The following is a 25,095-nucleotide window of genomic DNA, read 5'->3' as shown; positions in this document are numbered from 1 at the left end:
CATAAAGAAATATTGACTCAAAGGGAGGGCGATCAAACTTTGAGAAGGATTATTGCGCTCTCATCTCAATACAGCCATCTTTCACTTTATCTCACTGATTCCTCAGATTTTACTTTTTATGCAGGTGATAAGAGAACCATTTCTCTTCGGCAAACGGAAGGCGCTTTTGAGGGGCTTAAAACGTTTCAATCAGAGGCGACCTGTGAGGTTTGTGGCTACTTAGGCTATGACCTGAAGAACGATTTAGAAAAACTCACCTCAGAAAACTCGGATTATTTAAGTTCACCTGAAGCTGCTTTTTTTGAAGCAGAACTCAGAGTGAGTTTTAAAAACGGATCTCTTTTTTGCGATGCAATCAATGCTGAGACAGGCGAAATGTTTTTGGCAAATTTTGAAGCTGCTGAACCAATTGATCAAAAGCAGATCGAAGTTTTTCCCAAGCCAAGGACTACAGAAGCAGAATATCTCTCCGCTGCCAATTCATTGAAAGCTCACCTTCAGCGAGGCGATATTTACGAGGCAAACTACTGCATTCAATTTGCGGCTGATAGCCCCAATTTCAATCCATACGCTGGATTTTATGCCCTTTGGCAAAAGACCAAAGCTCCATTTTCGGTTTTTGCACGATTGGGTGATTTCTTTGTTTTATCAGGCTCACCCGAGCGCTACCTGAAACGAGAAGGTAAGAAACTCTTCTCCCAACCGATTAAGGGTACGGCAAAGCGTTCGATAGATCCCGTTTTAGATGAAAAGTCCAAGGCTGACTTGCCGATGGATCCGAAGGAACAGAGCGAGAATGTAATGATCGTTGACTTGGTCAGAAACGACCTTTCACGTGTGGCAAAGCGAGGTTCCGTTCACGTTTCAGAGCTATTTGGTGTATATTCGTTCAAAACGGTTCATCACCTTATTAGCACCATACAGGCCGAGCTTAAAGATGGTCTGGACTCGTGGGAGGCCCTCAAGGCTACTTTTCCCATGGGTTCGATGACGGGCGCTCCGAAAATCAGCGCGATGAAGCTTATTGAACGGTACGAGAATTTTAAACGAGGAGCGTATTCAGGTGCATTCGGCATCATGCAGCCCAATGGCGATTTTGATTTTAACGTTTTGATACGCACCTTGCTTTTCGAAAACAATTCCAAGAAATTGGCCTTTGGGGTAGGTAGCGCTATCACCATCCAGGCAGATCCCATCAAGGAATACAAAGAATGCCTGCTAAAAGCCGAAGCTTTGATGCAGAGCCTGCGCAAAACGGAGAATGAACTTAGAGGAGAAATTCAAAGCTAATCTTGATCGACTCGGTATTGACGAGGGTGAGTCCGTTCTTATAGCGTTGAGCGGAGGTGTGGACTCTGTAGTGCTATTGAATCTCGTAAAAAGAGCTGGCTTGAAGCCAATGGCCGCACACGCCAATTTTAAGCTTAGAGATGCAGAAAGTGAGGCTGATGAAGCATTTGTTAAGTCAGGCTGTGAAGCTCTGAATATTCCGATTTTCACTAAAACACTTTCACTCCAAGGAATCTCAAGTGATATTCAAGGACAGGCTCGAAAACTGCGCTATCAATGGTTTTCAGAACTGATGGATGAAAATACCATCCGTTTCATTTTTACGGCTCATCATTTAGACGATCGACTGGAAACCTTCTTCATCAATTTTTTACGTGGCACCGGTTTGAAAGGCCTGAAGTCCATTCCTGAAAGAAATATTCGAATCTACAGGCCGCTACTTCCATTTCGAAAAGAAGAGTTGATCGCTTTCGCAAAAGCGGAGGGAATTGAATGGCGCGATGATTCTTCGAATGAAAAGGACGTTTATTTGCGCAACCGTATCAGGCAGCAAGTCATTCCTGTTTTGGAAAGCTTCGATGCGAATGCCGTGGAGCTGGCGGGCCGATCTTTAGAGTTTTTGGCAGAAGCTGATACCTATTTTAAAAGAGCCGCGGGAAAGTTTATCGCAAAACTGGAGACGAATGGTTTCGTTTGCAAAATTTATGATTCCGATTGGGATTCCCTTTTTGACCACCCTCCTTTGCACAAATACGTATTTGAAGACCTCGGCTTCAACTCGGGGCAGCTCGAGCAATTGGAAAACTTAAAAAATAGCGAGTCGGGCCGAAGAGTTATTGGAAAACGTTTTACCGCATTCCGCGATCGCGGGGTATATATTTTGCGGACTAATGTCGGAGAACAAATCGATACTGCAGTCATCGATAATCGGGATGAAGGACAAATCAACGAGCCCATTTCCTTGACTTGGAAAAGAGCAGAATTCCCGCGAAAGTATATAGAGAGTCCCACCGAAGCTTGGCTTTCGAAGGAGAAACTTCAATTCCCACTCGAGATCAGATTATGGCAGAATGGAGATAGATTTGTGCCATTCGGAATGAAAGGAAGTAAAAAAGTAAGCGATTACTTAATTGATGCTAAGGTTTCTGTTCCCGAAAAAGAGCGGACATACGTGCTTCTTTCTGATGGGGAGATTTGTTGGTTGATCGGTCACCGAATCGACGATAGATATCGGCTGAAGGCTGGAGAAATCGATGCCATACAATTCAAGCTAAAATGAGCGAGACGAGAAGAAAGTATGAAGCGTTTGCGCTGTATCTGTTGCTGGGTGGGCTTTTTATAACTGCCCTTATCACTTGCAATTTGATCGCAAATAAATTCGTGACTGTCGATCTTGGCTTTAAAGTGTTTACCATTTCCGCAGGAGTATTGCCTTATCCTATTACCTTCTTACTTACGGACATTCTTTCAGAGGTCTATGGTCGAAAGAAGACAAATGCCGTCGTTTATACTGGTTTTGCGGCATCCCTATTTGTCTTGTTCATGCTTTTTCTCGGGAGCCTCTTTCCGTCTATTGACGAGTCACCCGTAAGTGATGAGTACTACAATACAGTATTTCAAAACTCTTGGAGAGTGATTTTGGCTTCCATGGTGGCTTACCTTACGGCGCAACTCGTTGACGTGCGCCTATTTCATTTTTGGAAAAACCTCACAAAGGGTAAAAAGCTGTGGCTGCGAAACAATGCATCTACCATCCTTTCTCAATTGGTTGATACTACATTGGTTGTACTGGTTCTATTTGTCGGAGTTTTACCAATTGAGAGAATTGGTGATTTCATAGTTGATGGTTGGTTTTTCAAAGTCTTGGTGGCTCTGGCAGATACCATTTTCATCTACTTGGTAATTTGGTTGATTCGTCGCCGATTTTCTCTCAAACAAGGAGAGGAAATAGATTTTCTCTAAATAGGATTCAAACAATGATTTCCGAAAGACGGCACCAAAATTCTAAAAAACGTAGATTTGACCTTCCAAAAATCAGACCATTGCGCATGTTGAAAATCAAAGCATCGATCCCATTATTTTTCCTCGCGGTCTTTTCCCTCCAAGCACAGGTATACGATCCTGTTGATTGGACTTTTGAAGTAGAGAATACGGGTGAGACGAGCGCCGACTTGGTTTTTTCAGCTACGATAGAGGAAGGCTGGCATGTCTATGCTACAGAACTGCCGTCAGATATGGGGCCGATTCCTACATCGGTGACGCTCGATGAAAGTGCTGATTTCAAGGCACTAGGTCCTCCAAAAGGAGGGGAGTACAAGACGGAATTCGATCCGAATTTCGACATGGATTTGAATTATTACGACAGGGAAGCCGTTTTCCGTCTTCCGATTGAGCGAATTTCAGGAGCTGATTTCGTCGTTACCGGGTATCTCACTTTCATGGTTTGCAACGATGAAATGTGTCTTCCACCTGATGATCTCGATCTCTCACTTAAAGTCCAAGGAGCTAGTCAAGCTCGAGAAGGAGAGGTTAAAGGTAAACCGGCTTTGGAGCCAATTTCGATTCAGCCTATCACAGAATCTGAAATTCTCGAACCGGTTGAATGGAATTTTTTAATCGAAAATGAAACAGGGTCTGAAGCTACTTTTGTAGCCGAAGCCACGATAGAGAAGCCTTGGCATTTATACTCCGTCAATATCGAAATTGATGATGACGGCCCATTACCTACTGAGCTTATTTTCGAAGATCAAAACGGGTATTCTTTAATTGGAAAGCCCGAAGAGAACAAGCCAAAGACCGAATACGATCCCGTATTTGATATGGAGATTGATTTCTTTGAGAAAAAAGCGCGCTTCACTCAAAAGATTAAAAAAGAGAGTGCCGATCCCATTAAGCTGAAAGGGTATGTGAACTATATGGTTTGCGACGAGTCGAAGTGCATCATGGAGCAAGCCGATTTTGAGATTGACATTAAAGGAAAGTCGGATGAAGCGACTACCTCTGATGATTCTATTGGCGAAGAATCGAGCGGTGAAGACCGATCGTATTGGGGAATTTTCTTTTGGTCATTCTTGAGTGGCTTCGCTGCCTTGTTGACTCCGTGCGTTTTCCCGATGATACCGATGACGGTGAGCTTTTTTACAAAGCAAAGCAAAACGAAAGCTGAGGGAATTAGAAATTCGATTATTTACGGGATATCCATCATCGTAATTTACGTAGTGTTAGGGGTAGTAGTGACGGCTATTTTTGGTGCTTCCGTGCTGTCTGAACTTTCTACAGACCCTTGGTTCAATCTGGTCTTTTTTGCCTTGCTGGTCATTTTTGCCATTTCATTCTTAGGAGCATTTGAAATTACTCTTCCCAACTCTTGGATTAGCAAAGCAGATTCTAAAGCTGATAAAGGCGGATTGATCGGAATCTTCTTTATGGCTTTTGTTTTGGCATTGGTTTCATTCTCCTGTACGGGACCTATAGTTGGAACGCTGATCGTTGAAGCTGCCTCAATTGGAGGAACGGCACCTGTGATTGGAATGTTTGGATTTTCATTGGCGATCGCTTTGCCTTTTACCCTTTTTGCCGCTTTCCCAGGATGGATGAATTCACTTCCTAAGTCCGGTGGTTGGCTGAATTCTGTGAAAGTTGTTCTTGGATTTTTGGAATTGGCCTTGGCTTTCAAATTCTTATCCAATGCCGATATGGTGCTTCAGTTGCACTATCTGGAAAGAGAGGTGTTTATAGCCATCTGGATTGTCATCTTCGGATTATTAACGATGTACCTACTCGGAAAACTTAAGCTACCTCATGATAGTGATTTGAAACATATCTCAGTCTCCAGATTATTGCTGGCTACCCTAACGGGGTTCTTTACCATCTACATGATTCCCGGATTATGGGGAGCACCATTGAAACTTATAGCAGCTTTCCCACCGCCGATCAGCTACAGCGAAAGTCCGTTGGGCGTTGGTTACTATGGGGGAGGCGGTTCGTCGGGAGCTCATGAAGAGGGAACGCACTTGGTCGTACCCGGAGTGTATTCCTATCATGATTACAATGAAGGTTTGGCGAAGGCCAAAGAGTTGGGAAAACCATTGATGCTTGATTTCACTGGTCACGCCTGCGTGAACTGCCGAAAAATGGAACAGCAAGTATGGTCTGATCCTGAAATCTCATCAATGCTGGCGAATGATGTGGTATTGGTTTCTCTCTACGTGGATGAAAAGACCCCGCTTCCTGAAGCTGAGCAAATCACAGTTGAACTTACGGGTGGAAGAGAGAAGAAGCTCCGCAATGTCGGAAACAAATGGGCTGCATTTCAAGAGCTCAATTACGGGGTCAATGCTCAACCGTACTATGTGATTTTGGATCATGATGAACAGAAGCTCATCGAACCATCCAACTACCAAGATTATGGCACGATAGCAGAATTCAAAGACTGGTTAACTCGAGGAATAGACAAATACAAACAATAATGAGGTAATGGGCACTTACGCTGAGTTAGACAAGTCGCGATTTCCTCTGGTCACCATTACGTTCACGGGAAAATATCCGACGGATGAAGGTTTCGATCAATATCTTAATGAGTTGGAAGCCCTTTACGATGCAAAAAAGCAGCTCGCGATTATTTTTGATGCCCGAAGTGCTCCTTTACCCTCTTTAAAACAGCAACAGAGGCAAGCCTCATGGCTGAAAAAAAATAATCAACTTCTCAAAGATTATTGTCTTGGCACTTCCTATGTCATTACCGCAGGTACTACCAGGGTAATTTTAAAAGTGATATTCTCCATCACTCCTCAGCCAGTTCCGTATAAAGTCTGTAGCAATATGGATGACGCCAAAGAGTGGGCATTGACTCGATTATCTGCCTGAACTTTCGTTACATTTGATTCATGGATCAACCCTTGAAAGCCCATTTTGCCGAAGCCTCCGAAGTTCTGAGTAGAGTACTTGCCAACCCTGCCTTTTTTGAAAATGTCGAAGTTGCAGGTGCAGCAATGGTTGAATCACTAAACAAGGGAGGCAAAATTATTTCTTGTGGCAACGGTGGCTCCATGTGCGATGCCATGCATTTTGCCGAGGAACTAACGGGCCGATACCGCGATAATCGCAAAGCCATTCCCGCGATTTCCATTTCTGATCCTTCACACCTTGCTTGCGTCGCAAACGACTATGGCTACGAGTACGTTTTTTCACGTTATGTGGAAGCCCTGGGCAACACAGGGGATGTCCTGCTCGGAATTAGCACCAGCGGAAATTCGGGAAATGTGGTTAAAGCCTTCGAAGCAGGACGAGAAAAAGGAATGAAGCTTATTTCCCTTACGGGCAATGATGGTGGAAAGCTTGCAGCCATAAGTGATGTGGAAATTCGAGTGCCTCACAAAGGGTATGCAGACCGAATTCAAGAGATCCACATTAAGATTATTCATTCTTTAATTGATTATATTGAGCGTCATATCGCTTAAATAGTGCTAGCCAAATAAGTCCGTTTTCCCTTTTTAGAGTTGATTATGGGTTTTTGGTTTAGACACTACGGCTAAATAACCAAAACCGAATCATGTTAGTCAAAACATACGGAAGCGCGGTATATGGAGTAGACGCTATTACCATCACCGTTGAAGTCAATATCTCAGGAGGAATTAATTTTCACCTCGTAGGCCTGCCCGATAGCGCTGTAAAAGAAAGTCAGCAAAGGATAGACGCAGCTCTTTCCAACAACGGTTTCAAACTACCGGGAAAGAAGATCACTATCAATATGGCGCCAGCCGATATCCGTAAAGAAGGCTCCGCCTATGATTTGCCTTTGGCATTGGGAATATTGGCCGCTAGCACTCAAATTTCCGCACCTCATCTGGAAAATTACCTCATTATGGGTGAGCTCTCGCTCGATGGCGGCTTACAACCCATTCGTGGAGCATTGCCTATGGCGATTAAAGCGCGCGATGATGGCTTCAAAGCTTTTATACTTCCTGTCCAAAATGCTCGCGAGGCTGCCGTTGTTGATGGAATTGACGTTTTCGGTGTGGAGAACCTGAATCAGGCCATCGAGATAGTCAGTGAAGTTGGAATCCCTGATCCCGTCAAGGTTAATGTCGCCGAGGTCTTCATGGAAAAAGAATCTAATTCAGCAATTGATTTTAGCGATGTTAAGGGTCAAGAGAATGTTAAGCGAGCACTAGAAATCGCAGCTGCAGGAGGACATAACATCATCTTAATTGGTCCTCCGGGAGTTGGGAAGACAATGCTCGCAAAGCGTATACCGACCATTCTTCCTCCGCTCACCCTTGAAGAAGCTTTGGAAACAACAAAGATTCATTCAGTCAGTGGGCTCTTAGGCTCACACGATTCTTTGATCACCGAAAGACCTTTCAGAAATCCACATCATACCGTTTCTGATGTGGCATTGGTGGGTGGTGGAAGCAATCCTAAGCCAGGCGAGATTTCTCTCGCTCACAATGGTATTCTCTTTTTGGATGAATTACCTGAGTTTAAGCGGTCGGTTTTGGAAGTGCTTCGTCAGCCTCTAGAAGACCGTGTTGTCACTATTTCACGAGCTAAAATCTCTGTGGATTATCCGTCTTCATTTATGCTGATTGCTTCAATGAACCCTTCACCTAGTGGAGATTTTTTTCAGCCGGGAGAATCAGCTGACAGCGAATTTGCCGTAAGGCGCTATCTGGCCAAGATCTCAGGGCCACTTCTAGACAGAATTGACCTTCATATTGAGGTAAATCCTGTTCCTTTTGATGAATTGCGCAACCGCGAAAACGGTGAAGCTTCTCGTTCAATACGCGAAAGGGTAGTGAAGGCTCGCAATATTCAAACGAAACGTTACGAAAAGGAAAAAGAGATTTATTCCAACTCCCAGCTCTCACCGAAATTACAGAAAAAGCACTGCGAAATAGACTCGGCGGGAGAGGCCTTGTTAAAAAATGCGGTGGAAAGACTCGGCTTTTCTGCTCGGTCTTATGCTCGCATACTCAAAGTAGCCCGCACCATTGCTGATCTCGATGCTTCTCAAAACATTGCGACGCATCATTTAGCGGAAGCTATTCAGTACAGATCATTGGATCGAGACGGTTGGATGATGTAACTTTGCCGTGCTTAACCAAAATCGAGGAAACATTTGGCACTTGTTTTCCGTAAGATTTCTAAATAATCAGTGCTATGAGAGGACTTGTATTAATCTCGATGTTATTCTTTCAGTTTGGATTCACCACTGCTGCTACTCACGGTGATGAAGGTGCTATATATTTGGATGAGCGAATGCAAGAAACCAAAAAAAAGAATGCAACCTATTACTGTGAATTAGTAGGGGTAACCGATGAAATGTATCACTACAAGGCATATTTTCTGTCGGGAGAGCTCAAAATGGAAGGATGGTACACGGATGAAAAAATGAAGGAGCCACACGGACTTTTTACATTTTACTATCAATCCGGACAGGTAGAATCGAAAGGTGAATACCGCGAAGGACAGAAGTATGGAATTTGGCAGCGATATGATCGGTATGGAAATGAAAAGCCCGAAAAGGTCTACGCTTTTTTACCAATGCTCAAAGAGCTTGAAAAAGCCAAATCAGAATAATTCTAAAAGATTTGAAAATTCTAAGCCATCAACTATTCGTTGATGGCTTTTTTGTTGTTCTCAAAAATTGAAAAGATATAAGCGAGAATCATTACCATACTACAGCCGATGAAATTGAAGTAGAGGTAAGAGATATTGTCAGATTGAAATTGGTAGAGGATCAAGATGAAGGCCTGCGTCAAGATAGCCGCAAAGAAAATAGCATTTCCTCTCACCTTTTTAAGGAAAAAAGCCGTCAAGAAAATTCCCAATATTGTTCCGTAGAAAAGGCTTCCCAATATGTTTACTGCTTCGATTAGGTTTTCGAACAGATCGGCGTAAAGTGCAAAGCCAACTGCCAAAACTCCCCAGAAAGCGGTAAGGACTTTTGACATAATGAGATAGTGCCGATCATCTCCATCCTTTTTGATAATTCTTTTGTAGAAATCGACGGAAGTCGTAGATCCCAGGGCATTGAGCTCGCCCGCGGTGCTCGACATAGCCGCCGAAATGATCACGGCCAGTAATAAGCCCACCAATCCTGAAGGCATAAAATTCAAGATATAGCTAATGAATACGTAATCGGAGTCTTTTTGTGTATTATTTGGAAAAGCTTGCTCGACAAGTGCTTTAGCTTCATCGCGCTTTTCGAAAGCTTGGGTTTTGAGGAGGTTCAAATTTTCTTGAGCAAGCAAGGTACTCTCTTTCGTTCCGTTTCTTTGCTCTTCCAATAATTGAAGCGCTGCTTCCTTCTTTTCAGCGTGAATCTCGTAATGCACTGTGCGTAGTTCGTCCAGATCAGCTTTGTACTCAGTGCCCTCTACCAGTTCGAGTGAAGTGGTATCAAAAAGAATATCATGAGGTTGAAACTGATAGAACACAAATACCATTACACCGGTTAGCAGAATGAAAAACTGCATGGGTATTTTAAGGATGGCGTTGAACATAAGTCCCATTCGACTTTCCCTTACGGAGGCCCCGCCGAGGTATCGTTGCACCTGTGACTGATCTGTTCCAAAATAGGAAAGTGCTAAAAAGAATCCACCCGTTATTCCCGACCAAAACGTGTAGCGTTTGTTGACGTCGAAGCTAAAATCAATGGCCTCGGTTTTCCCCATTTTCCCTGCCAGTTGGAGTCCATCCAGGAATCCAACTCCGCTGGGTAAATTGTGGATGATGGTTCCAAATGCCACAGCCATTCCCAACAGGATAACTCCCATTTGCCACTTTTGGGTCAAACTTACGGCCTTCGTTCCTCCTGATACTGTATAGATGATAACCAAAACTCCGACGACGATAATGGTTCCGCTCAGATTCCATCCCAAGACGGATGAAAGCACAATGGCTGGAGCGTAAATGGTAATACCCGCGGCTAGTCCGCGCTGAACCAAGAAGAGAAAAGCTGCCAGCATTCGGCTCTTGAGGTCAAATCGCTTTTCTAGGTATTCGTAAGCTGTGTAAACTTTAAGCTTGTAATAGATAGGAATGAACACCGCCGATACAACGATTAAGGCGAATGGAAGTCCCAGGTAATTTTGGACGAATGCCATTCCCGATTCGTAAGCTTGGCCAGGTGTGCTTAGAAATGTGATAGCACTGGCTTGAGTCGCCATCACAGATAGCCCGATGGTAGCCCACTTCATGTTTTTATCTCCGAGGAGATAACCCTCAATGTTCTTACTTTTTCTGGTCTTGTAGGTGCCGTATGCTACGATAAATAGCAGAGTTCCACCGAGTACGAAATAGTCGAGTATCGTCATGCAGAAAAGTGCGTGAACAGGTACATGAAGAGGCAGAAGAGCGCAAAGAAGCCGATTACCAGCAGGTAAACTTTTCTCCAGTTAGTGTTGTCAACGGGTTTATTCGTTTCCTCCATGCTGCGATTTTGACAAAGCCAGAATATTTGATAATAATCGATAGGCACCCGATACTCCCGCCGGGAGCTCTCTGAAAAACGAAATTCCCGAGTAGACAAAATATCCTTCACCATAAGGTGCTACGATGAGGCCTCCATTTCGTGATGGTTCTTCGGGATCGGACCATCCCAAAATTGGAACGAAATTCTCATCCCATTCATTGGCAAAATATAAGCCGCGCTCTTGAACCCATCCTTCAAAATCAGTCATCGAGATTTCATTGGGCGCGTTCAATACGGGATGATTCGGTGCCAAGAATTCAGGACTGGCGGTTTCGTCTGTGACTCGTTCTCTTGAAAGCTGAAAGGTATATGGGCCGATTTGATCGTCTTTCAACCTGCGGCTCGTATTGTACTGAACCAACCACGTACCGCCGCTCTTGACATATTCGTTCAGTGCTTCTTTTGCGAAAGCAAGGTCCTCGCGGGTATTGTATGCTCTAATGCCCGTTACGATTGCATCGAATCGATCAAAGCTTCCACTTACTAAATCATCCTCTCCTATGATCTCAACATCGTATCCAACCGCACGAAGGTATTTGGCTACCTCATCACCAGGCCCTTCGATGTATCCGATCTTTGCTACTCCTCCTAGATTCAGGTCTACGGGTACAATCTTCACGTTAGAAGGCGAAAGTTCGATTTGAGTGGGAATGTGGTCGTATTCAATGACCCTCAGGTTTTGAAGTTTTTCTGCTTTCCCTCCTTCTTTCTGAAATTCGAGCCCGATCAATCCTTCATTCGGATTTGACTCGGGTTTTATGGCAAATGTTAAAAGCTTCGTTTCTCCCGCAGAAGTGAAATTCAATTGGACTTCCTTTGGCTCGCAGGTCCATCCTTCGGGTGGTGTTGGCCTCAAGATTCCAGAGATTGCACCCGCGTGAGACTGAGCTTTAATGGTAATTTCTTTTACCGCCTTTCCTGCAGCCACAATGGTTTTTTCGTCAAAACCTGCAGTGATTTCAGGAACGATATAGACTGGGCTGTAAAGAACTGCCCGCGCAGGATCTACTTCTTTTTGAACGACCTCTAAGGGAATGGAGAAGGCATAATCTTCGATTTTTAGACTGACCGTAAGGACCAAACTCGGATCGTTTTCGGGTTTGCCCAAATCCTCATAGCCATCTACTTGATAGAGACTTTCAAAGGGAGCATTCAGCCAATAAGGATTGCTGTATTCGGCACTCTCGTCAATCGATAAATTTGCTTCAGCGTAGTAGAAGTCGTTTGTTTTTAGAGGCTGATTTGGTGTGTCAATAAACCCTAAGCCTGCTACTTCGTTAATCTCAGTTTTCGTACTTCCCTTAATGTTGATCTTCACCTCGCATGAAATTGTAGCTCCGGGAACAACCAAAAAATCATTTGTGGTAGCCTCCATTTCCAATCCGGCTAGCTTTACAATAAGTCTTTCGAGCTCAGTTATTTTTCGATTGACCAGAGGAGTGGATTCAGCCTCATTTAATATGGCCAACGCCTTAATGATTGCCGGAATACTTGCTTCCGGATTGGCAAAGTCATACTCTGCAATCACCTTATTAATAACTTTACCAACTTGTGGTACTTCGGTTTTGTCCCAGCTTGTCGGTATGTTTGACAAAAGCACTTTCCCTTTTACCACTTTCTCACCTTTCACATATTGCATGAATTCGGTCTGGTTTCCCATCGGGTAGTCAGATCCGAAGCCTTGGCTCTTATGTTCGCTTCGAGCTCTTGCAGCTATTTGTGCGTATGATTCTCCGAGAAGGGTGTTGTACTGACCTACATTCACTGTAATAAAGTCATCGGAATTTTGTGCTTGTTCTTCCAAGTCTTTTATCCACCAAGTACTCGTATTGAAGTACAACCGCTTTGTTTGCCAAATGTCCACATATTCAAGTTGCTCGGGAAAAGCGTTGGGGTCAGCAGCCAAATCAAAGGCTTCTTCAGCCACAATGGCACTGGCTTCGTGGTGGCCGTGGCCAGCGTAATTGGTTGGAGGGAATCGAGTGACGATAACATCTGGCCTAAAATTTCGAATCACCCATACCGCATCTCTCAAAACGTTCTCTCTTCCCCATTTGTCGAAAGACTCATCGGCGCTTTTGGAATACCCAAAGTCAACTGCTCTTGTAAAAAACTGCTCCCCTCCATCAATATCTCTTGCGGCCAAAAGCTCTTGGGTTCTCAAAATTCCTATCGCCGAACCTATTTCCGTTCCGATAAGGTTTTGACCACCATCACCTCTCGTCAAGGAGAGATAAGCTGTTCTTGCATGCAGGTTGTTCTCAAAATAAGAGATGAGTCTGGTATTCTCGTCGTCGGGGTGGGCTGCCATGTATAAAATGGAGGCCGTATTTGATGCCTTGAGGAGTTCGTGATAAAGTTCTGAAGAAGATTCTCTTTCGGGAAATTGGGCCTCAGCGCCTAGAAAGAAGAGTGCAAACAGTCCGGATAGGAGTAGTCTCATGAATTATTTTTTGCCTTTGGAGGCAAATATAACCGGAACTGCGAGTGTTGGTTTAGTAAGGTCGAGGGTCAGTACAAAACTTCTTCACCCATTCGAGGCTTTCGCCTGTTCGCATGGCCTCGTAAATTTCTTCTGAACTAAGCGTATTAAAGGTAGTAAGGTCAGAATCGATTTCTCTTTGAATGTTTTCCAAGTAGGTGTCGAAAGATTCTACTGTGACGTAATAAGTGGTCGAGCAAGAATCCGTTTTTCGGCTTACCGAATAGGTTTCGAACATCAGATTGATAGATGCGTTGGCAGGTAGTTTGCTCACATCAGATTTAGTGAGATTTCTTTTTGAATACCCTTCCTGTTTAACAGTAAGGATTGTTTTTGATAGTTTTTCGCAAGAATAGTTCTCGTTCTCTTCGCAGGAGAATTCGCAGTATTCGTATGAGGGGTCTGTTAAAAATCGGAGTGTATCGAGTGAACTCTCTGAAATCTCATCAACTTCATATAAAGTACGATCTCCGATCAGATTTTGGTCCTTGTCATTTTGCACCTGGCTATAGGTGAGGTACCCTCCCGAGATCAAGAGCATGCTCATCAAAAGGAGCAAGGTGATATGGCCAAATTCTTTTTTCACGATTTAAAGGAAGTTAATTCACAGATAAACAACGACTCCTATATCATAAAAGGTGCCAAAAGTTGTTAATCGGTCAATTAGAAACGATAAAAGGTCCGGACTTATTTTTTAGTCCACTTTTCAATAGTGTATGAGTAGTTGTGCCGATCGTCCTTAGGGTGCTCTTCCATGATTTCTTTCTTCCAAATCGCCTCATCAAATTCAGGATAGAATGAATCGGCTTCAAAAGATTCATGAACCCTTGTGAGATACATCACATCCACTAAATTCTTCTCGAGGGCCAATTTGTAAATCTGACCACCTCCGATAACAAATACTGACTTGTGGCCTTCGCTTTTGCAGAAATTCAGCGCGTCTTCAATCGAATTATAAACCAAGGCTCCACTTGCATCATAGTCTTCGCTTCGAGTAAGGACGATGTTGATGCGATTTGGTAAGGGCCTGTATTTGTGAGGAATACTTTCAAAATTCTTCCTTCCGGTGATGACTACTTGGTTGAGTGTAGAATCCTTAAAGAACTTCATGTCATCTGGAAGATTCCAGATCAAATCATTGTCTTTTCCAATAGCTCTATTTTCGGCAATGGCCGCAATGGAATATACGATCATACTGCTACAGGAGCTTTAATGTGAGGGTGTGGATCATAGTTTTCCAAACTGAAATCCTCGAACTTAAAACCAAAGATATCTTTGATTTCGGGATTGAGTTTCATGGTGGGAAGCGCTCTTGGTAGTCTGCTCAACTGTTCACCCACTTGCTCGAAATGATTGGAATAAATATGAGCATCACCAAAAGTGTGTACAAAGTCACCTGGTTCCAAATCACAAACTTGAGCGATCATCAATGTGAGCAGCGCATAGGAGGCGATGTTGAATGGTACTCCCAAAAACGTATCAGCGCTCCGTTGGTAGAGTTGACAACTTAATTTTCCGTCTGCCACATAGAATTGAAATAGTGTGTGACAAGGTGGCAGTGCCATGTCATCGACAAATGCTGGATTCCAAGCACTGACAATGTGTCGACGGCTGTATGGATTCTTCTTGATATTTTCAATGAGGTGAGAGATCTGGTCAATTTTTCCGCCATTTGGCGAAGGCCAACTTCTCCATTGGTAGCCATATACCGGACCCAAATTTCCGTTTTCATCGGCCCATTCATCCCAGATGCGCACACCATTCTCTTTCAGATAAGCTATGTTGGTGTCGCCTTGAAGAAACCATAGTAACTCGTGGATGATGCTGCGCAGGTGAACTTTTTTGGTGGTAACCAATGGAAAGCCCTCTGAAAGATCGAAGCGCATCTGGTATCCGAATACACTTCGGATTCCTGTCCCGGTTCTGTCGGGCTTGTCCACACCTGTTTCCATAATGTGTGATAGTAGATCGTGGTATGCTTGCATGTTGAGATAATTCTGAATGTCAAAGTTACTAAGCCTTTAGCCAAATGACAGTAAATCGTACAAGCTACTTTTCCAATGTTTTCAACGTTTACTTTATTCGGTTTTCGCATACTTCTGACAGCATCAAAAAGAAAAATATATTTGCGAAAGCTTCATCCGGAAATAGCGAAGTCAGGTTTTTTTACCTTTAGCCGCCTTCATATTGATTTCTTTAACGGAGGGATTTACAAATAAGCTGCAAGTTCCTGTTTCTGCTGTTGTTGGTCTTGAGACTAACTTCATAAAGGGAGGGTTTGCCTACAAGGATGCCATTCATGAATACACGTTGGTTTGCAATTTTAGTGATCTCTTTCTTAGGTGTTTTATTGCCGGAGAGCACATCTGCACAGATATTAGATACTTCACAAACGACTGAGCCATTGCAAGGATTCAATGCAGGTTCGTTGTTGCGAGGCATGCTTGGAATGGTAGTGCTTGTGGCTATTGCCTGGTTGTTTAGCACCAATCGAAAAGCAATTTCTTGGCGTGTTGTCGGAATTGGTCTTGCCATACAACTTCTCTTGGCTATTGGAGTGCTTCAGGTACCGGTAGTTCAGATGTTTTTTGAATTTGTAGGGGGGCTGTTTGTAAAGGTGCTCGATTTTACCAAAGCAGGATCGACTTTCCTTATGGGCGATTTGATGAACGTAGAGTCTTATGGCTACATTTTCGCATTTCAGATACTGCCGACAATCATGTTTTTTTCGGCGCTAACGAGCGTTTTGTTTTACCTCGGTATCATTCAAAAAGTGGTTTATGGCTTGGCTTGGTTCATGACCAAGACTATGCGTCTTTCCGGCGCAGAGAGCCTCTCGGTAGCAGGTAATATTTTTCTGGGTCAAACTGAATCTCCGCTTTTGGTAAAGGCTTATTTGGAGAAAATGACTCGTTCTGAAATCTTACTGGTAATGATTGGTGGGATGGCCACGGTTGCAGGCGGGGTTTTAGCGGCCTACATTGGGTTTTTGGGAGGAGAGGATGAAGTGATGCGACGTGAGTTTGCTAAGCATTTGCTAGCTGCATCTGTCATGGCAGCCCCGGGAGCAGTAGTTATTTCCAAGATTTTGATTCCTCAAACTGAGAATATTGATCATGAAATTAATGTGTCGCAAGAAAAGATCGGAAGCAATTTCCTAGACGCCATGTCGCGCGGTACTACAGAGGGTCTCAATCTGGCTTTGAATGTAGGTGCCATGCTACTCGTTTTTTTCGCATTCATTGCAATGTTCAACAGTATATTTGATTGGGCCGGTGACCTAACGGGCCTAAATGCTGTTATTGCCGAAGCTACAGGAGGGAAATATGAAGGCCTCTCTTTGGAGTTTATTTTGGGGTACACATTCGCCCCGCTGATGTGGGTAATTGGTGTAGCTTCAAGTGATATCACCTTGGCTGGTCAGCTCTTAGGTGAAAAGATCATTGCATCAGAATTTGTAGGCTATACCAGCTTGGCTAAATACAAGGCGCTGAGTCCTGAAGCCGGTGGTTTTGCATTTCAAAAGTCTGTCTTTATGAGTACCTATATGCTCTGTGGTTTTGCCAATTTCGCGAGCATAGGTATCCAGGTCGGTGGAATTGGATCGCTAGCTCCAGGTAAGCGTGCTTTGTTGTCAAAATATGGTATGCGGGCATTACTGGGCGGAACGCTCGCGTCTTTACTTTCTGCTACTATAGCAGGAATGATTCTGGGATAATCGAAGCGTTTTATAAGAACTGGAAGAAAATAACATCTCCAAGAATTGTCGCGATATCACAACCTACTCTTTCGATCTACGATTGATTTCGTCTCGAATTTTTGAAGCTTTTTCGTAATCTTCTTTTTCGAGGGCTTTTTTCAACTTCTTTTCAAGTTCAGCTATACTACCTGTTTCCTTGGGTTCCTCTTTTTCGGGAGTGTCGACCCTTATTTCTTCAGGAGAATCAGACTCCGTGCTTTCGTCGTCGTCTTCATCTATAATAATACCCGCAGAACTGAGAATAAAATCATGTGTAAAAATCGGGACTTCGCATCGCAATGCCAGCGCCACAGCGTCGCTCGAGCGCGCATCAAGTTCTACCTCTTTACCATCTTTTTCACAAACTATCTTTGCGAAGAAGATGCCTTCTACCAAATTGTGAACGATCACCTCTTTAACTGCAATGTCAAAACTATCTAGAAAGCTTTTAAATAGATCATGGGTTAGCGGCCGACTTGGCGTCATTTGCTCAAGCGGAATAGCTATAGCCTGTGCTTCAGCACCGCCGATAATGATCGGCAACCTTCTGTTCCCTGACTTCTCTTTTAGAATCAGCGCGTAAGCCCCCGTTTGGGTCTGGCTATATGATAATCCTACAACTGATAGCTCGATTTTATCCATTTGGTAGTACCACCGATTGAACTTTGCGCAAAAGTAATGCCCTTGAGGAGAAATCAAAACGGCCTTGCGGCCGTTTCGTTTCACTAAAAATACAAAAATATACTAGTCTGCTAGTTGGCAGCTTTGAAATTCTTCACTGCCTCGGTCAATCTTGGCAGTACTTCAAAAGCATCTCCCACTACTCCATAGTCGGCTGCCTTAAAGAAAGGTGCTTCGGGATCAGTGTTGATAACTACAATAGTTTTGCTTCCGTTTACGCCTGCCAGGTGCTGAATTGCTCCTGAGATACCCGCAGCGATGTAAAGGTTCGGTCGGATAGCGATCCCCGTTTGTCCCACGTGTTCGTGGTGTGGTCGCCAATCCATATCTGACACTGGTCTTGAGCAAGCAGTAGCTGCACCAAGTTCATCTGCCAATTCCTGAACAATTCCCCAATTCTCAGGACCTTTTAATCCTCGTCCGGCTGAAACAACCAATTCAGCTTCAGGTAACGGAATGCCTTCTCCACCAACTGCGCGTAGTTCTTTTACTTTAAGTCTACCATCTGAAACGGAAGGTGCAAATTCCTCAACACTTGCCGTAGCATCAGTTGTGGAAACTTGAAAACTATTTGGTAGAAGGCTCAATATTTTCACCTCTGTATTGATTCGGTATTTGGCGAAAGCCTTTCCTGAGAATACGTTTTTAGAAACAGTCATTGCGTTTCCTTCAATTTCGGGAATACTAGTAACCCCTGCTACTAGGCCTGCTTCGATTTTCGCCGAAAGGCGAGGCGCAAGAACTTTACCAATCGGATCAAAGGAGAAAACTATCACTCTGGCGCCTTCCGCATTTACGGCCTCGGCAACCAAAGCAGAAAGTGTTTGATCGTTTTCCTCTGTTATACTTCTGTTTACCAGAACTTTTGAGGCTCCGTAGTTCCCCAATTTTTCCAAGTTTTCATTGCTCACATCACCGTATGTTAAAACTGTTACCGTTGATGAGGTTTTATCGGCAATCTGCTTACCGTAAAATATTGCTTCATGGGCGGCCTTAGCAATTTCGCCACCTCGTGCATCTGCAAAAACAAGTACTGACATCTTATCTGTGTTGTTTTGGTTCTTAAATTACTTTGGCTTCGTTGTGAAGGAGTCTTACCAACTCGTCCATATTTTCGGGATCGATCAGCTTTACATCACCTTTCTCAGACGGGAGGCTAAACTCGATAACTTCCGTTAAAACAGGTGATTCTGATGGCTCAACTACATTCAAAGGCTTTGTTCTGGCGGCCATAATTCCTCTCATGTTTGGAATTCTTTGCTCAGCCATTCCTTTGGCACAGCTGATCACCATTGGTAGTTCGCCTTCCAATACTTCAATACCACCTTGCGCGTCTCTTTCCAAAGTTGCCTTTGTGCCTTCTACTTCCAATTTAGAAGCGATGGATACAAACGGCATATCAAGCATTTCCGCCAGCATTCCGCCAACTTGTGAGCCGTTGTAATTGATGGTTTCTTTTCCCAAAAGGATTAAATCGTAGCTCTTGTCTTTGGCGTAGTCAGCTATTTGTTTTGCAACATAATAACCATCCGTTGCCTCTGCGTTAATACGTACGGCATCGTCTGCTCCAATAGCCAAAGCTTTTCTGATAATCGGGTCGTGATCTGCCCCTCCGACTGTAATCGTAGTTACAGTTCCTCCGTTCTTCTCCTTTAGCTCAAGTCCTCGTACCAAAGCGTACCACTCGTCGTAAGGATTTACGATGAACTGTACTTTGTCTTCATTGAATTTCGTGTTATTGTCTGTAAACGAAATCTTTGTGGTGGTATCAGGAGCTTTGCTGATTCCGACAAGTATTTTCATAATTGTAGTTTTTATTTTTCAATAAATGGTGCGCAAAAGTAGCAGATTCCTTTTAGAAAGCGTGCTCAATATTGCTTAACAAAGGTATGCATGCATAACATATTTGCCAAGAAAAGGTTGAAATTCATGTGTAGATCGATCTGCCGTGACACAACTTCAAGATGGCGTCATGATCTGTGGAGTAGTTTTTTGTGAACGAAGCACCATTTATTACTAAATTTGGCGCTCGAATTTTACAGCAATGAGAGAGATTCAATTCAGAGAAGCAATTTGTGAAGCCATGAGCGAAGAGATGCGTCGTGATGAGCGCGTATTTCTATTGGGCGAAGAAGTAGCAGAATACAACGGTGCATACAAGGCAAGTAAGGGTATGTTGGATGAGTTTGGCCCTAGAAGGGTCATCGATACTCCTATTGCCGAACTTGGTTTTACGGGTATTGCTGTTGGAGCTGCAATGAACGGTCTTCGACCTATCGTGGAATTCATGACTTGGAACTTCGCCATTTTGGCTGCAGACCAGATGATAAACTGTTCTGCTAAGATGCTTCAGATGAGCGGAGGTCAATTTGGTTCACCTTGTGTTTTCAGAGGTCCTAATGGTCCTGCCGGACAATTGGCAGCTACACACTCTCAGAGTTTTGAGAGCATGTACGCGTCTGTTCCCGGATTGAAAGTAGTGACCCCCTCTAATCCATATGATGCGAAAGGTTTGCTTAAAGCGGCTATCCGCGATGACGATCCGGTCATTTTCATGGAATCTGAAAAGATGTATGGCGACAAAGGTCAAGCTCCTGAAGGTGAATATATCATTCCTTTGGGTCTTGCTGATGTGAAGAGAGAGGGAACAGATGTGACCATCGTCTCTTTCGGTAAAATCATGAAAGTAGCACTTGAGGCAGCAGAGCAATTGGCTAAAGAGGGTATTAGTGCCGAGGTAATTGACCTCAGAACTATCAGACCAATGGATACGGCTACCATCATTAACAGTGTTAAGAAGACAAACCGATTGGTTATTGTAGAAGAGAGCAACCCCGTTGCTTCCATTTCTTCCGAAATATCTCACAGAGTCCAATTGCATGCATTCGATTATTTAGATGCACCTGTGCGACGAGTTACACTTGCTGATACACCTTTTGCGTTTGCCGTTCCACTTATTAATGAGTCTTTACCAAACGTTGAAAGAACGGTAAAGGCTGTAAAAGAGGTGACTTACGCCGTTAAATAATTCTTACGTTTTCCGCTCTGTTTCAATTCGATTGTGGCTAATAGCTGAAAAAGTCTATTTTTGCCCCCCGAATTTGGAAAATAAATTTCTTACAGATGAATAATATTTTGTTTGCAGCTCCACTACTTGCAGTAGTTGGTCTTATTGTAATGGCTATCAAAGCCAAGTGGGTCAAAAATCAGGACGCAGGTGATGAAAAGATGAAAAAGCTCGCGGGCTACATCAAAGAAGGTGCACTCGCCTTTTTGAAAGCAGAGTACCGCATGCTCGCCATTTTTGTCGTAATCGCAGGAATTCTATTAGGGGTAGTATCCATGGTGGTAGAAACTACCCATTGGTTTATTGTTGTGGCTTTTGTCATTGGTGCTGTTTTTTCGGCTATCGCCGGAAACATCGGTATGCGTATAGCTACTGATGCCAACGTTAGAACCACTCAAGCTGCGAGAACGAGTTTGAAAACGGCTCTCAAAGTTTCTTTCTCTGCCGGTACCGTTATGGGACTCGGAGTAGCGGGACTAGCCGTATTCGGTTTGAGTACAATCTTCGCATTGCTCACCTTGTCTTTTATGAGCGAGAGCTACGACTATATGAGTATGACAATCATACTTGAGTCGCTCGCAGGTTTCTCTCTTGGAGCTGAATCTATTGCACTCTTCGCTCGTGTAGGTGGTGGTATCTACACCAAAGCGGCTGATGTAGGAGCTGACCTTGTAGGAAAAGTAGAAGCAGGTATCCCTGAAGATGATCCGCGTAACCCGGCCACTATTGCCGATAACGTAGGAGACAACGTGGGTGACGTAGCAGGCATGGGGGCCGACCTTTTCGGATCTTACGTAGCTACTATGCTTGCTGCGATGGTTCTTGGAAACTACGTGATCAACGACCATACAAATGGAGTTGGAATGGATGACGCATTTGGTGGAATAGGACCAATTATGCTTCCTATTTTGATTGCCGGCCTTGGAATCATCTTTTCCATCATCGGAACAATGGTTGTGAAGATCAAAGATGAATCAGCAAAAGAAAAAGAAGTACAAAGAGCATTTAATATTGGGAACTGGGGTTCGATTATCCTAACGGGTATTTCAACTTACTTCGTTATCCAATGGATGCTTCCCGAAACCTTAAACATGACATTCTTTGGCGAGGGCTCTATAGCGGTTTCGTCCATGGGTGTCTTTTATGCTGTGATCGTAGGACTAATCGTAGGAGGCCTTATCAGCTACTTGACAGAATACTACACGGCCATCGGTAAAAAACCGGTGAATACGATTGTACAAAACTCATCTACAGGAGCTGCTACCAATATCATCGCAGGTTTATCTCAAGGGATGATGTCTACCTTCTTCCCCGTATTGCTATTCGCTGCTGCTATTTGGGCGGCTTACGCATTCGCCGGTTTTTACGGAGTAGCAATTGCCGCCTCGGCCATGATGGCCACAACAGCCATGCAATTAGCTATAGATGCATTCGGACCTATTGCCGATAACGCAGGTGGTATCGCTGAAATGAGCGAATTGCCTAGTGAGGTAAGAACACGTACGGATATTTTGGATACTGTTGGTAATACGACTGCCGCTACCGGTAAAGGTTTTGCCATCGCTTCTGCAGCCTTGACTGCATTGGCACTTTTCGCAGCTTATGTGACGTTTACGGGGATCGATGGAATCAACATCTTTAAAGCACCGGTATTGGCAGCTCTATTCGTTGGAGCGATGATTCCGGTAGTATTCTCAGCATTGGCGATGAGCGCAGTTGGAAAGGCAGCTATGGCCATGGTGAAAGAAGTAAGACGTCAGTTCAAAGACATTCCCGGTATCATGGAAGGGAAAGCAGAGCCGGAGTACGACAAATGTGTTGAGATTTCGACTGAGGCCTCTTTGAAGGAAATGATGTTGCCGGGTCTATTGACCATTGTAACACCAATCCTTATTGCATTCGGTACGAAACTCTTTACAGGAAGTAACTTGCTAGCCGCTGAGGTACTGGGTGGATATATGGCTGGTGTAACGGTTTCAGGTGTAATGTGGGCCATCTTCCAGAACAATGCTGGTGGTGCATGGGACAATGCCAAGAAGTCTTTTGAAGCAGGAGTAATGATAGACGGTGAAATGACTTATAAAGGTTCTGAAGCCCACAAGGCTGCTGTGACAGGCGATACTGTAGGAGATCCATTTAAAGATACTTCAGGTCCGTCTATGAATATTCTGATCAAACTTACCTGCCTGGTAGGATTGGTGATCGCTCCGATATTGGGTGGTGTTCATGGGGAACACAATGATCACTCAGGATCTGACAATGCCGTGGAAGAAACTACCATGGGATCTATGGATTCTAAAGAAAGCACCGGATTGACTGGAGAGTATGAAATTTCTCCGGATAATTCTCAATTCCGCTGGGTAGGAAAAGAAATAACAGGAAGCCAACATTCGGGAACAATCGCGAGCCAAGGAAGAGCGACTTTTGAGAATGGAATAATCCTTTCGGGAAACTTTGAGATTGATATGACGACCATCAAGGTAACCGACATCAAGGATCCGGAATCAAATGCTGATTTGACGGGTCACCTTCATGGAGAGGACTTTTTCGATGTAAAAAACTTCCCGAAGGCTTCGTTGAAAATCGGAAGCTCCAAAATGGTGGATGAATCGGGCGTTTACAAATTTGAGGGTAGCCTATCGATGAAAGGAAAGTCAAGTGATGTAATCGGCGAATACAAATTTAGAGAAGAGGATGGAACATACGTCTTGGATGGTGGATTCGTATTTGATCGCGCACAGCACGACGTGCGATATGGTTCGGGCTCTTTCTTCTCTGACCTTGGTGATGAATTGATTTATGATGAGGTTCCCGTTTCTTTTTCGGTGAAACTTTAACCGAATTAAAAGACATTTTAAAAGGCGCTTCAATCGAGGCGCCTTTTTTTTTGCAATAATGTTTTAGTTGAAGCTAGAAGAGCCCATTGATCTCACCATCAATCGCGGTAATAATCTCACCTAAGTCCTCGGCATTTTCATGGAAGGCGTTGTCGTCCACATCGATGATCAATAGCTTACCCTTATCATAAGTCGAAATCCAAGCTTCGTATCGCTCATTCAGTCTTTTGAGGTAATCCAAGCGAATCGCCTCTTCGTACTCTCTTCCTCTTTTTTGGATATTATTGACCAAGGCAGGCACCGTAGCACGGAGGTAAATCAATAGGTCAGGAGCTTGAATGTAGTTCTCCATCGAATTAAAAAGAGAGAAGTAATTCTCAAAATCCCGAGTGGTCATCAATCCCATCGAATGGAGGTTGGGCGCAAAGATGTACGCATCCTCGTAAATCGTTCGGTCTTGAATGACTTTGATGTTCTTCTCGCGTATTTCCGCGATTTGATTGAATCGACTGTTCAAGAAGTAAATCTGAAGATTGAAAGACCAGCGTTGCATGTCTTTGTAGAAATCCAAGAGGTATGGATTTTCATCCACATCCTCAAAATGGGTTTCCCATTTGTAATGCTTGGCCAACAATCCTGTAAGAGTGGTCTTGCCTGAACCTATATTTCCGGCTACTGCTACGTGCATAATTTCTGAATAACGGGCAAAAATACAAATATTGACGGTGTAGCGAGGCTCAAGGGTTGATTAGCTCCCAAACTTTAATGTTATCGCTGCAAAGTCCTGCCACTCGGTTCTTGAAAATCAAGGCCTGAGCGCATTTTTCAGGGAGTTCAATTTCCGTTTCTTTAAAGTCGATGGTGTTGTACTGGTGCAGTTTGTTGTCTGCAAAATAGACCACCGTAGTTTCAAATACTTGAAACCTTTCCAATCCTTTAATGGAAATGGTTTTGATGTAAGTTCCGAAAATATCGAAGACGAGAATTCCCGATTCGGGATTGTTAAGGTAAACGCGATTGGCAAACTCTACCATGTAGTTTGGATTCAAGTCTATTCTCAATATCTGTGATAAATTTCCCGTCGTAGCCGCCTGCGATAGGTTTTCATTCATCCGAATGAGTGAAAAATTCATGGCGTCATAAAACCAAAAATGGTTTTGAACAGATGAACACCCGAGGGTGCCCATGCTTATGTTTTTATTCAATAGGTTGATTCTACCTCTGTTGTTGCTCAAAGTATTGTCGAGCAAAACAACGTAATTCAGGTCGGGATACATCACCAAGGGCCGCAGAGGGTACGTGATGTCCAGCGCGCCGACTTCTCCCATCTGTTCGTCGCTAAAGCGAAAAGCAAAGGCTCCATCAGACTTGTATTTAAAGATCTCGGTATTTCGCACTCCATAGACATTCAAAAGGTTGTCGTATTCAATAAAATCGAATTTTCCCTGAATGGTATATAGCTCCATGAATTGCGCTTGTGCGAAGTGCAAGCAAAAAAGAAAAAGTGTGGAAGTGAGAAAA

21 protein-coding genes are annotated in these 25,095 nt (G+C 43.8%); 11 read left to right on the top strand and 10 right to left on the bottom strand.

Annotation, left to right across the window (positions count from 1 at the left end; translation table 11 throughout):
• The first annotated feature begins 39 nt into the window (after window positions 1–39).
• From O3Q51_15795 to O3Q51_15760, 8 genes are all read left to right on the top strand, one after another.
• Complete coding sequence (locus O3Q51_15795) at window positions 40–1,290, top strand: chorismate-binding protein (GenBank protein MCZ4410278.1); 1,251 nt, start codon at window positions 40–42, stop codon at window positions 1,288–1,290.
• Window positions 1,262–2,569: a tRNA lysidine(34) synthetase TilS gene (gene tilS / locus O3Q51_15790; GenBank protein MCZ4410277.1), complete on the top strand. Its 1,308-nt coding sequence runs from the start codon at window positions 1,262–1,264 to the stop codon at window positions 2,567–2,569. The genes O3Q51_15795 and tilS overlap by 29 nt, the downstream gene beginning before the upstream one ends.
• Window positions 2,566–3,252 (top strand): queuosine precursor transporter, encoded by a 687-nt coding sequence (locus O3Q51_15785; GenBank protein ID MCZ4410276.1) that lies wholly within the window; start codon window positions 2,566–2,568, stop codon window positions 3,250–3,252. Before tilS ends, O3Q51_15785 begins: the two co-directional genes overlap by 4 nt.
• A gap of 86 nt (window positions 3,253–3,338) precedes the next feature.
• Window positions 3,339–5,759 carry a protein-disulfide reductase DsbD family protein gene (locus tag O3Q51_15780; GenBank protein MCZ4410275.1) on the top strand — a complete coding sequence of 807 codons (2,421 nt, stop codon included), beginning with the start codon at window positions 3,339–3,341 and terminating at the stop codon, window positions 5,757–5,759.
• Window positions 5,760–5,766: 7 nt separating this feature from the next.
• A complete protein-coding gene (locus O3Q51_15775) occupies window positions 5,767–6,156 on the top strand; it encodes an STAS/SEC14 domain-containing protein (GenBank protein ID MCZ4410274.1) in 390 nt (129 codons plus the stop codon).
• Between the two features lie 20 nt (window positions 6,157–6,176).
• On the top strand, window positions 6,177–6,749 hold the full coding sequence (lpcA, locus tag O3Q51_15770) for a D-sedoheptulose 7-phosphate isomerase (GenBank protein ID MCZ4410273.1): 573 nt from the start codon (window positions 6,177–6,179) through the stop codon (window positions 6,747–6,749).
• 92 nt (window positions 6,750–6,841) lie between these two features.
• On the top strand, window positions 6,842–8,377 hold the full coding sequence (locus O3Q51_15765) for a YifB family Mg chelatase-like AAA ATPase (GenBank protein MCZ4410272.1): 1,536 nt from the start codon (window positions 6,842–6,844) through the stop codon (window positions 8,375–8,377).
• A 74-nt stretch (window positions 8,378–8,451) separates the two neighbouring features.
• Window positions 8,452–8,871, top strand: a complete 420-nt coding sequence (locus O3Q51_15760) for a hypothetical protein (protein MCZ4410271.1) — start codon at window positions 8,452–8,454, stop codon at window positions 8,869–8,871.
• Window positions 8,872–8,903: 32 nt separating this feature from the next.
• Here the strand turns inward: O3Q51_15760 and O3Q51_15755 are convergent, their stop codons facing one another.
• From O3Q51_15755 to O3Q51_15735, 5 genes are all read right to left on the bottom strand, one after another.
• Entirely contained in the window at window positions 8,904–10,610 is a 1,707-nt protein-coding gene (locus tag O3Q51_15755) for a sodium:solute symporter (protein MCZ4410270.1), read from the bottom strand.
• Between the two features lie 99 nt (window positions 10,611–10,709).
• Window positions 10,710–13,211 carry a PIG-L family deacetylase gene (locus O3Q51_15750; GenBank protein ID MCZ4410269.1) on the bottom strand — a complete coding sequence of 834 codons (2,502 nt, stop codon included), beginning with the start codon at window positions 13,209–13,211 and terminating at the stop codon, window positions 10,710–10,712.
• A gap of 52 nt (window positions 13,212–13,263) precedes the next feature.
• Window positions 13,264–13,836: a hypothetical protein gene (locus O3Q51_15745; GenBank protein MCZ4410268.1), complete on the bottom strand. Its 573-nt coding sequence runs from the start codon at window positions 13,834–13,836 to the stop codon at window positions 13,264–13,266.
• A 101-nt stretch (window positions 13,837–13,937) separates the two neighbouring features.
• On the bottom strand, window positions 13,938–14,444 hold the full coding sequence (locus O3Q51_15740) for a dihydrofolate reductase (GenBank protein ID MCZ4410267.1): 507 nt from the start codon (window positions 14,442–14,444) through the stop codon (window positions 13,938–13,940).
• Entirely contained in the window at window positions 14,441–15,235 is a 795-nt protein-coding gene (locus O3Q51_15735) for a thymidylate synthase (GenBank protein MCZ4410266.1), read from the bottom strand. The genes O3Q51_15740 and O3Q51_15735 overlap by 4 nt, the downstream gene beginning before the upstream one ends.
• 314 nt (window positions 15,236–15,549) lie before the next feature.
• On the opposite strand from O3Q51_15735, the gene O3Q51_15730 reads away from it, so the two are divergent.
• Complete coding sequence (locus tag O3Q51_15730) at window positions 15,550–16,968, top strand: Na+ dependent nucleoside transporter (protein ID MCZ4410265.1); 1,419 nt, start codon at window positions 15,550–15,552, stop codon at window positions 16,966–16,968.
• A 63-nt stretch (window positions 16,969–17,031) separates the two neighbouring features.
• Here the strand turns inward: O3Q51_15730 and O3Q51_15725 are convergent, their stop codons facing one another.
• The 3 genes from O3Q51_15725 to O3Q51_15715 all read right to left on the bottom strand — a co-directional run bounded on the left by O3Q51_15725 (window position 17,032) and on the right by O3Q51_15715 (window position 19,473).
• Window positions 17,032–17,631 (bottom strand): bifunctional nuclease family protein, encoded by a 600-nt coding sequence (locus O3Q51_15725; protein MCZ4410264.1) that lies wholly within the window; start codon window positions 17,629–17,631, stop codon window positions 17,032–17,034.
• Between the two features lie 110 nt (window positions 17,632–17,741).
• Entirely contained in the window at window positions 17,742–18,710 is a 969-nt protein-coding gene (locus O3Q51_15720) for an electron transfer flavoprotein subunit alpha/FixB family protein (protein MCZ4410263.1), read from the bottom strand.
• A gap of 22 nt (window positions 18,711–18,732) precedes the next feature.
• Window positions 18,733–19,473, bottom strand: coding sequence for an electron transfer flavoprotein subunit beta/FixA family protein (locus tag O3Q51_15715; protein MCZ4410262.1), 741 nt, complete (start codon window positions 19,471–19,473; stop codon window positions 18,733–18,735).
• A 241-nt stretch (window positions 19,474–19,714) separates the two neighbouring features.
• On the opposite strand from O3Q51_15715, the gene O3Q51_15710 reads away from it, so the two are divergent.
• Window positions 19,715–20,698 carry a pyruvate dehydrogenase complex E1 component subunit beta gene (locus tag O3Q51_15710; GenBank protein ID MCZ4410261.1) on the top strand — a complete coding sequence of 328 codons (984 nt, stop codon included), beginning with the start codon at window positions 19,715–19,717 and terminating at the stop codon, window positions 20,696–20,698.
• A 95-nt stretch (window positions 20,699–20,793) separates the two neighbouring features.
• The gene (locus O3Q51_15705) at window positions 20,794–23,574 is read left to right on the top strand and encodes a sodium-translocating pyrophosphatase (protein ID MCZ4410260.1); all 2,781 of its coding nucleotides are present in this window, start codon (window positions 20,794–20,796) and stop codon (window positions 23,572–23,574) included.
• Between the two features lie 73 nt (window positions 23,575–23,647).
• On the opposite strand, the gene O3Q51_15700 is transcribed toward O3Q51_15705, so the two are convergent.
• Together O3Q51_15700 and O3Q51_15695 are read right to left on the bottom strand one after the other, a co-directional pair.
• A complete protein-coding gene (locus O3Q51_15700; protein MCZ4410259.1) occupies window positions 23,648–24,262 on the bottom strand; it encodes a deoxynucleoside kinase in 615 nt (204 codons plus the stop codon).
• Window positions 24,263–24,311: 49 nt separating this feature from the next.
• The gene (locus tag O3Q51_15695) at window positions 24,312–25,040 is read right to left on the bottom strand and encodes a hypothetical protein (protein MCZ4410258.1); all 729 of its coding nucleotides are present in this window, start codon (window positions 25,038–25,040) and stop codon (window positions 24,312–24,314) included.
• Window positions 25,041–25,095 lie beyond the last annotated feature (55 nt).

The organism is Cryomorphaceae bacterium 1068, from assembly GCA_027214385.1.
Lineage (GTDB): Bacteria > Bacteroidota > Bacteroidia > Flavobacteriales_D > Cryomorphaceae > JAKVAV01.
The sequence above is the reverse complement of the archived record's forward strand: the minus strand, read 5'-3'. Positions and strand labels throughout refer to the sequence as shown.

Bases quoted from the DNA above. Each gene is read 5' to 3' on its own strand.
- tilS (MCZ4410277.1), top strand. From the start codon at position 1,262: ATGAACTTAGAGGAGAAATTCAAAGCTAATCTTGATCGACTCGGTATT.
- O3Q51_15785 (MCZ4410276.1), top strand. From the start codon at position 2,566: ATGAGCGAGACGAGAAGAAAGTATGAAGCGTTTGCGCTGTATCTGTTG.
- O3Q51_15780 (MCZ4410275.1), top strand. From the start codon at position 3,339: ATGTTGAAAATCAAAGCATCGATCCCATTATTTTTCCTCGCGGTCTTT.
- O3Q51_15775 (MCZ4410274.1), top strand. From the start codon at position 5,767: ATGGGCACTTACGCTGAGTTAGACAAGTCGCGATTTCCTCTGGTCACC.
- lpcA (MCZ4410273.1), top strand. From the start codon at position 6,177: ATGGATCAACCCTTGAAAGCCCATTTTGCCGAAGCCTCCGAAGTTCTG.
- O3Q51_15765 (MCZ4410272.1), top strand. From the start codon at position 6,842: ATGTTAGTCAAAACATACGGAAGCGCGGTATATGGAGTAGACGCTATT.
- O3Q51_15760 (MCZ4410271.1), top strand. From the start codon at position 8,452: ATGAGAGGACTTGTATTAATCTCGATGTTATTCTTTCAGTTTGGATTC.
- O3Q51_15755 (MCZ4410270.1), bottom strand. From the start codon at position 10,610: ATGACGATACTCGACTATTTCGTACTCGGTGGAACTCTGCTATTTATC.
- O3Q51_15750 (MCZ4410269.1), bottom strand. From the start codon at position 13,211: ATGAGACTACTCCTATCCGGACTGTTTGCACTCTTCTTTCTAGGCGCT.
- O3Q51_15740 (MCZ4410267.1), bottom strand. From the start codon at position 14,444: ATGATCGTATATTCCATTGCGGCCATTGCCGAAAATAGAGCTATTGGA.
- O3Q51_15735 (MCZ4410266.1), bottom strand. From the start codon at position 15,235: ATGCAAGCATACCACGATCTACTATCACACATTATGGAAACAGGTGTG.
- O3Q51_15730 (MCZ4410265.1), top strand. From the start codon at position 15,550: ATGAATACACGTTGGTTTGCAATTTTAGTGATCTCTTTCTTAGGTGTT.
- O3Q51_15725 (MCZ4410264.1), bottom strand. From the start codon at position 17,631: ATGGATAAAATCGAGCTATCAGTTGTAGGATTATCATATAGCCAGACC.
- O3Q51_15720 (MCZ4410263.1), bottom strand. From the start codon at position 18,710: ATGTCAGTACTTGTTTTTGCAGATGCACGAGGTGGCGAAATTGCTAAG.
- O3Q51_15715 (MCZ4410262.1), bottom strand. From the start codon at position 19,473: ATGAAAATACTTGTCGGAATCAGCAAAGCTCCTGATACCACCACAAAG.
- O3Q51_15710 (MCZ4410261.1), top strand. From the start codon at position 19,715: ATGAGAGAGATTCAATTCAGAGAAGCAATTTGTGAAGCCATGAGCGAA.
- O3Q51_15705 (MCZ4410260.1), top strand. From the start codon at position 20,794: ATGAATAATATTTTGTTTGCAGCTCCACTACTTGCAGTAGTTGGTCTT.
- O3Q51_15700 (MCZ4410259.1), bottom strand. From the start codon at position 24,262: ATGCACGTAGCAGTAGCCGGAAATATAGGTTCAGGCAAGACCACTCTT.
- O3Q51_15695 (MCZ4410258.1), bottom strand. From the start codon at position 25,040: ATGGAGCTATATACCATTCAGGGAAAATTCGATTTTATTGAATACGAC.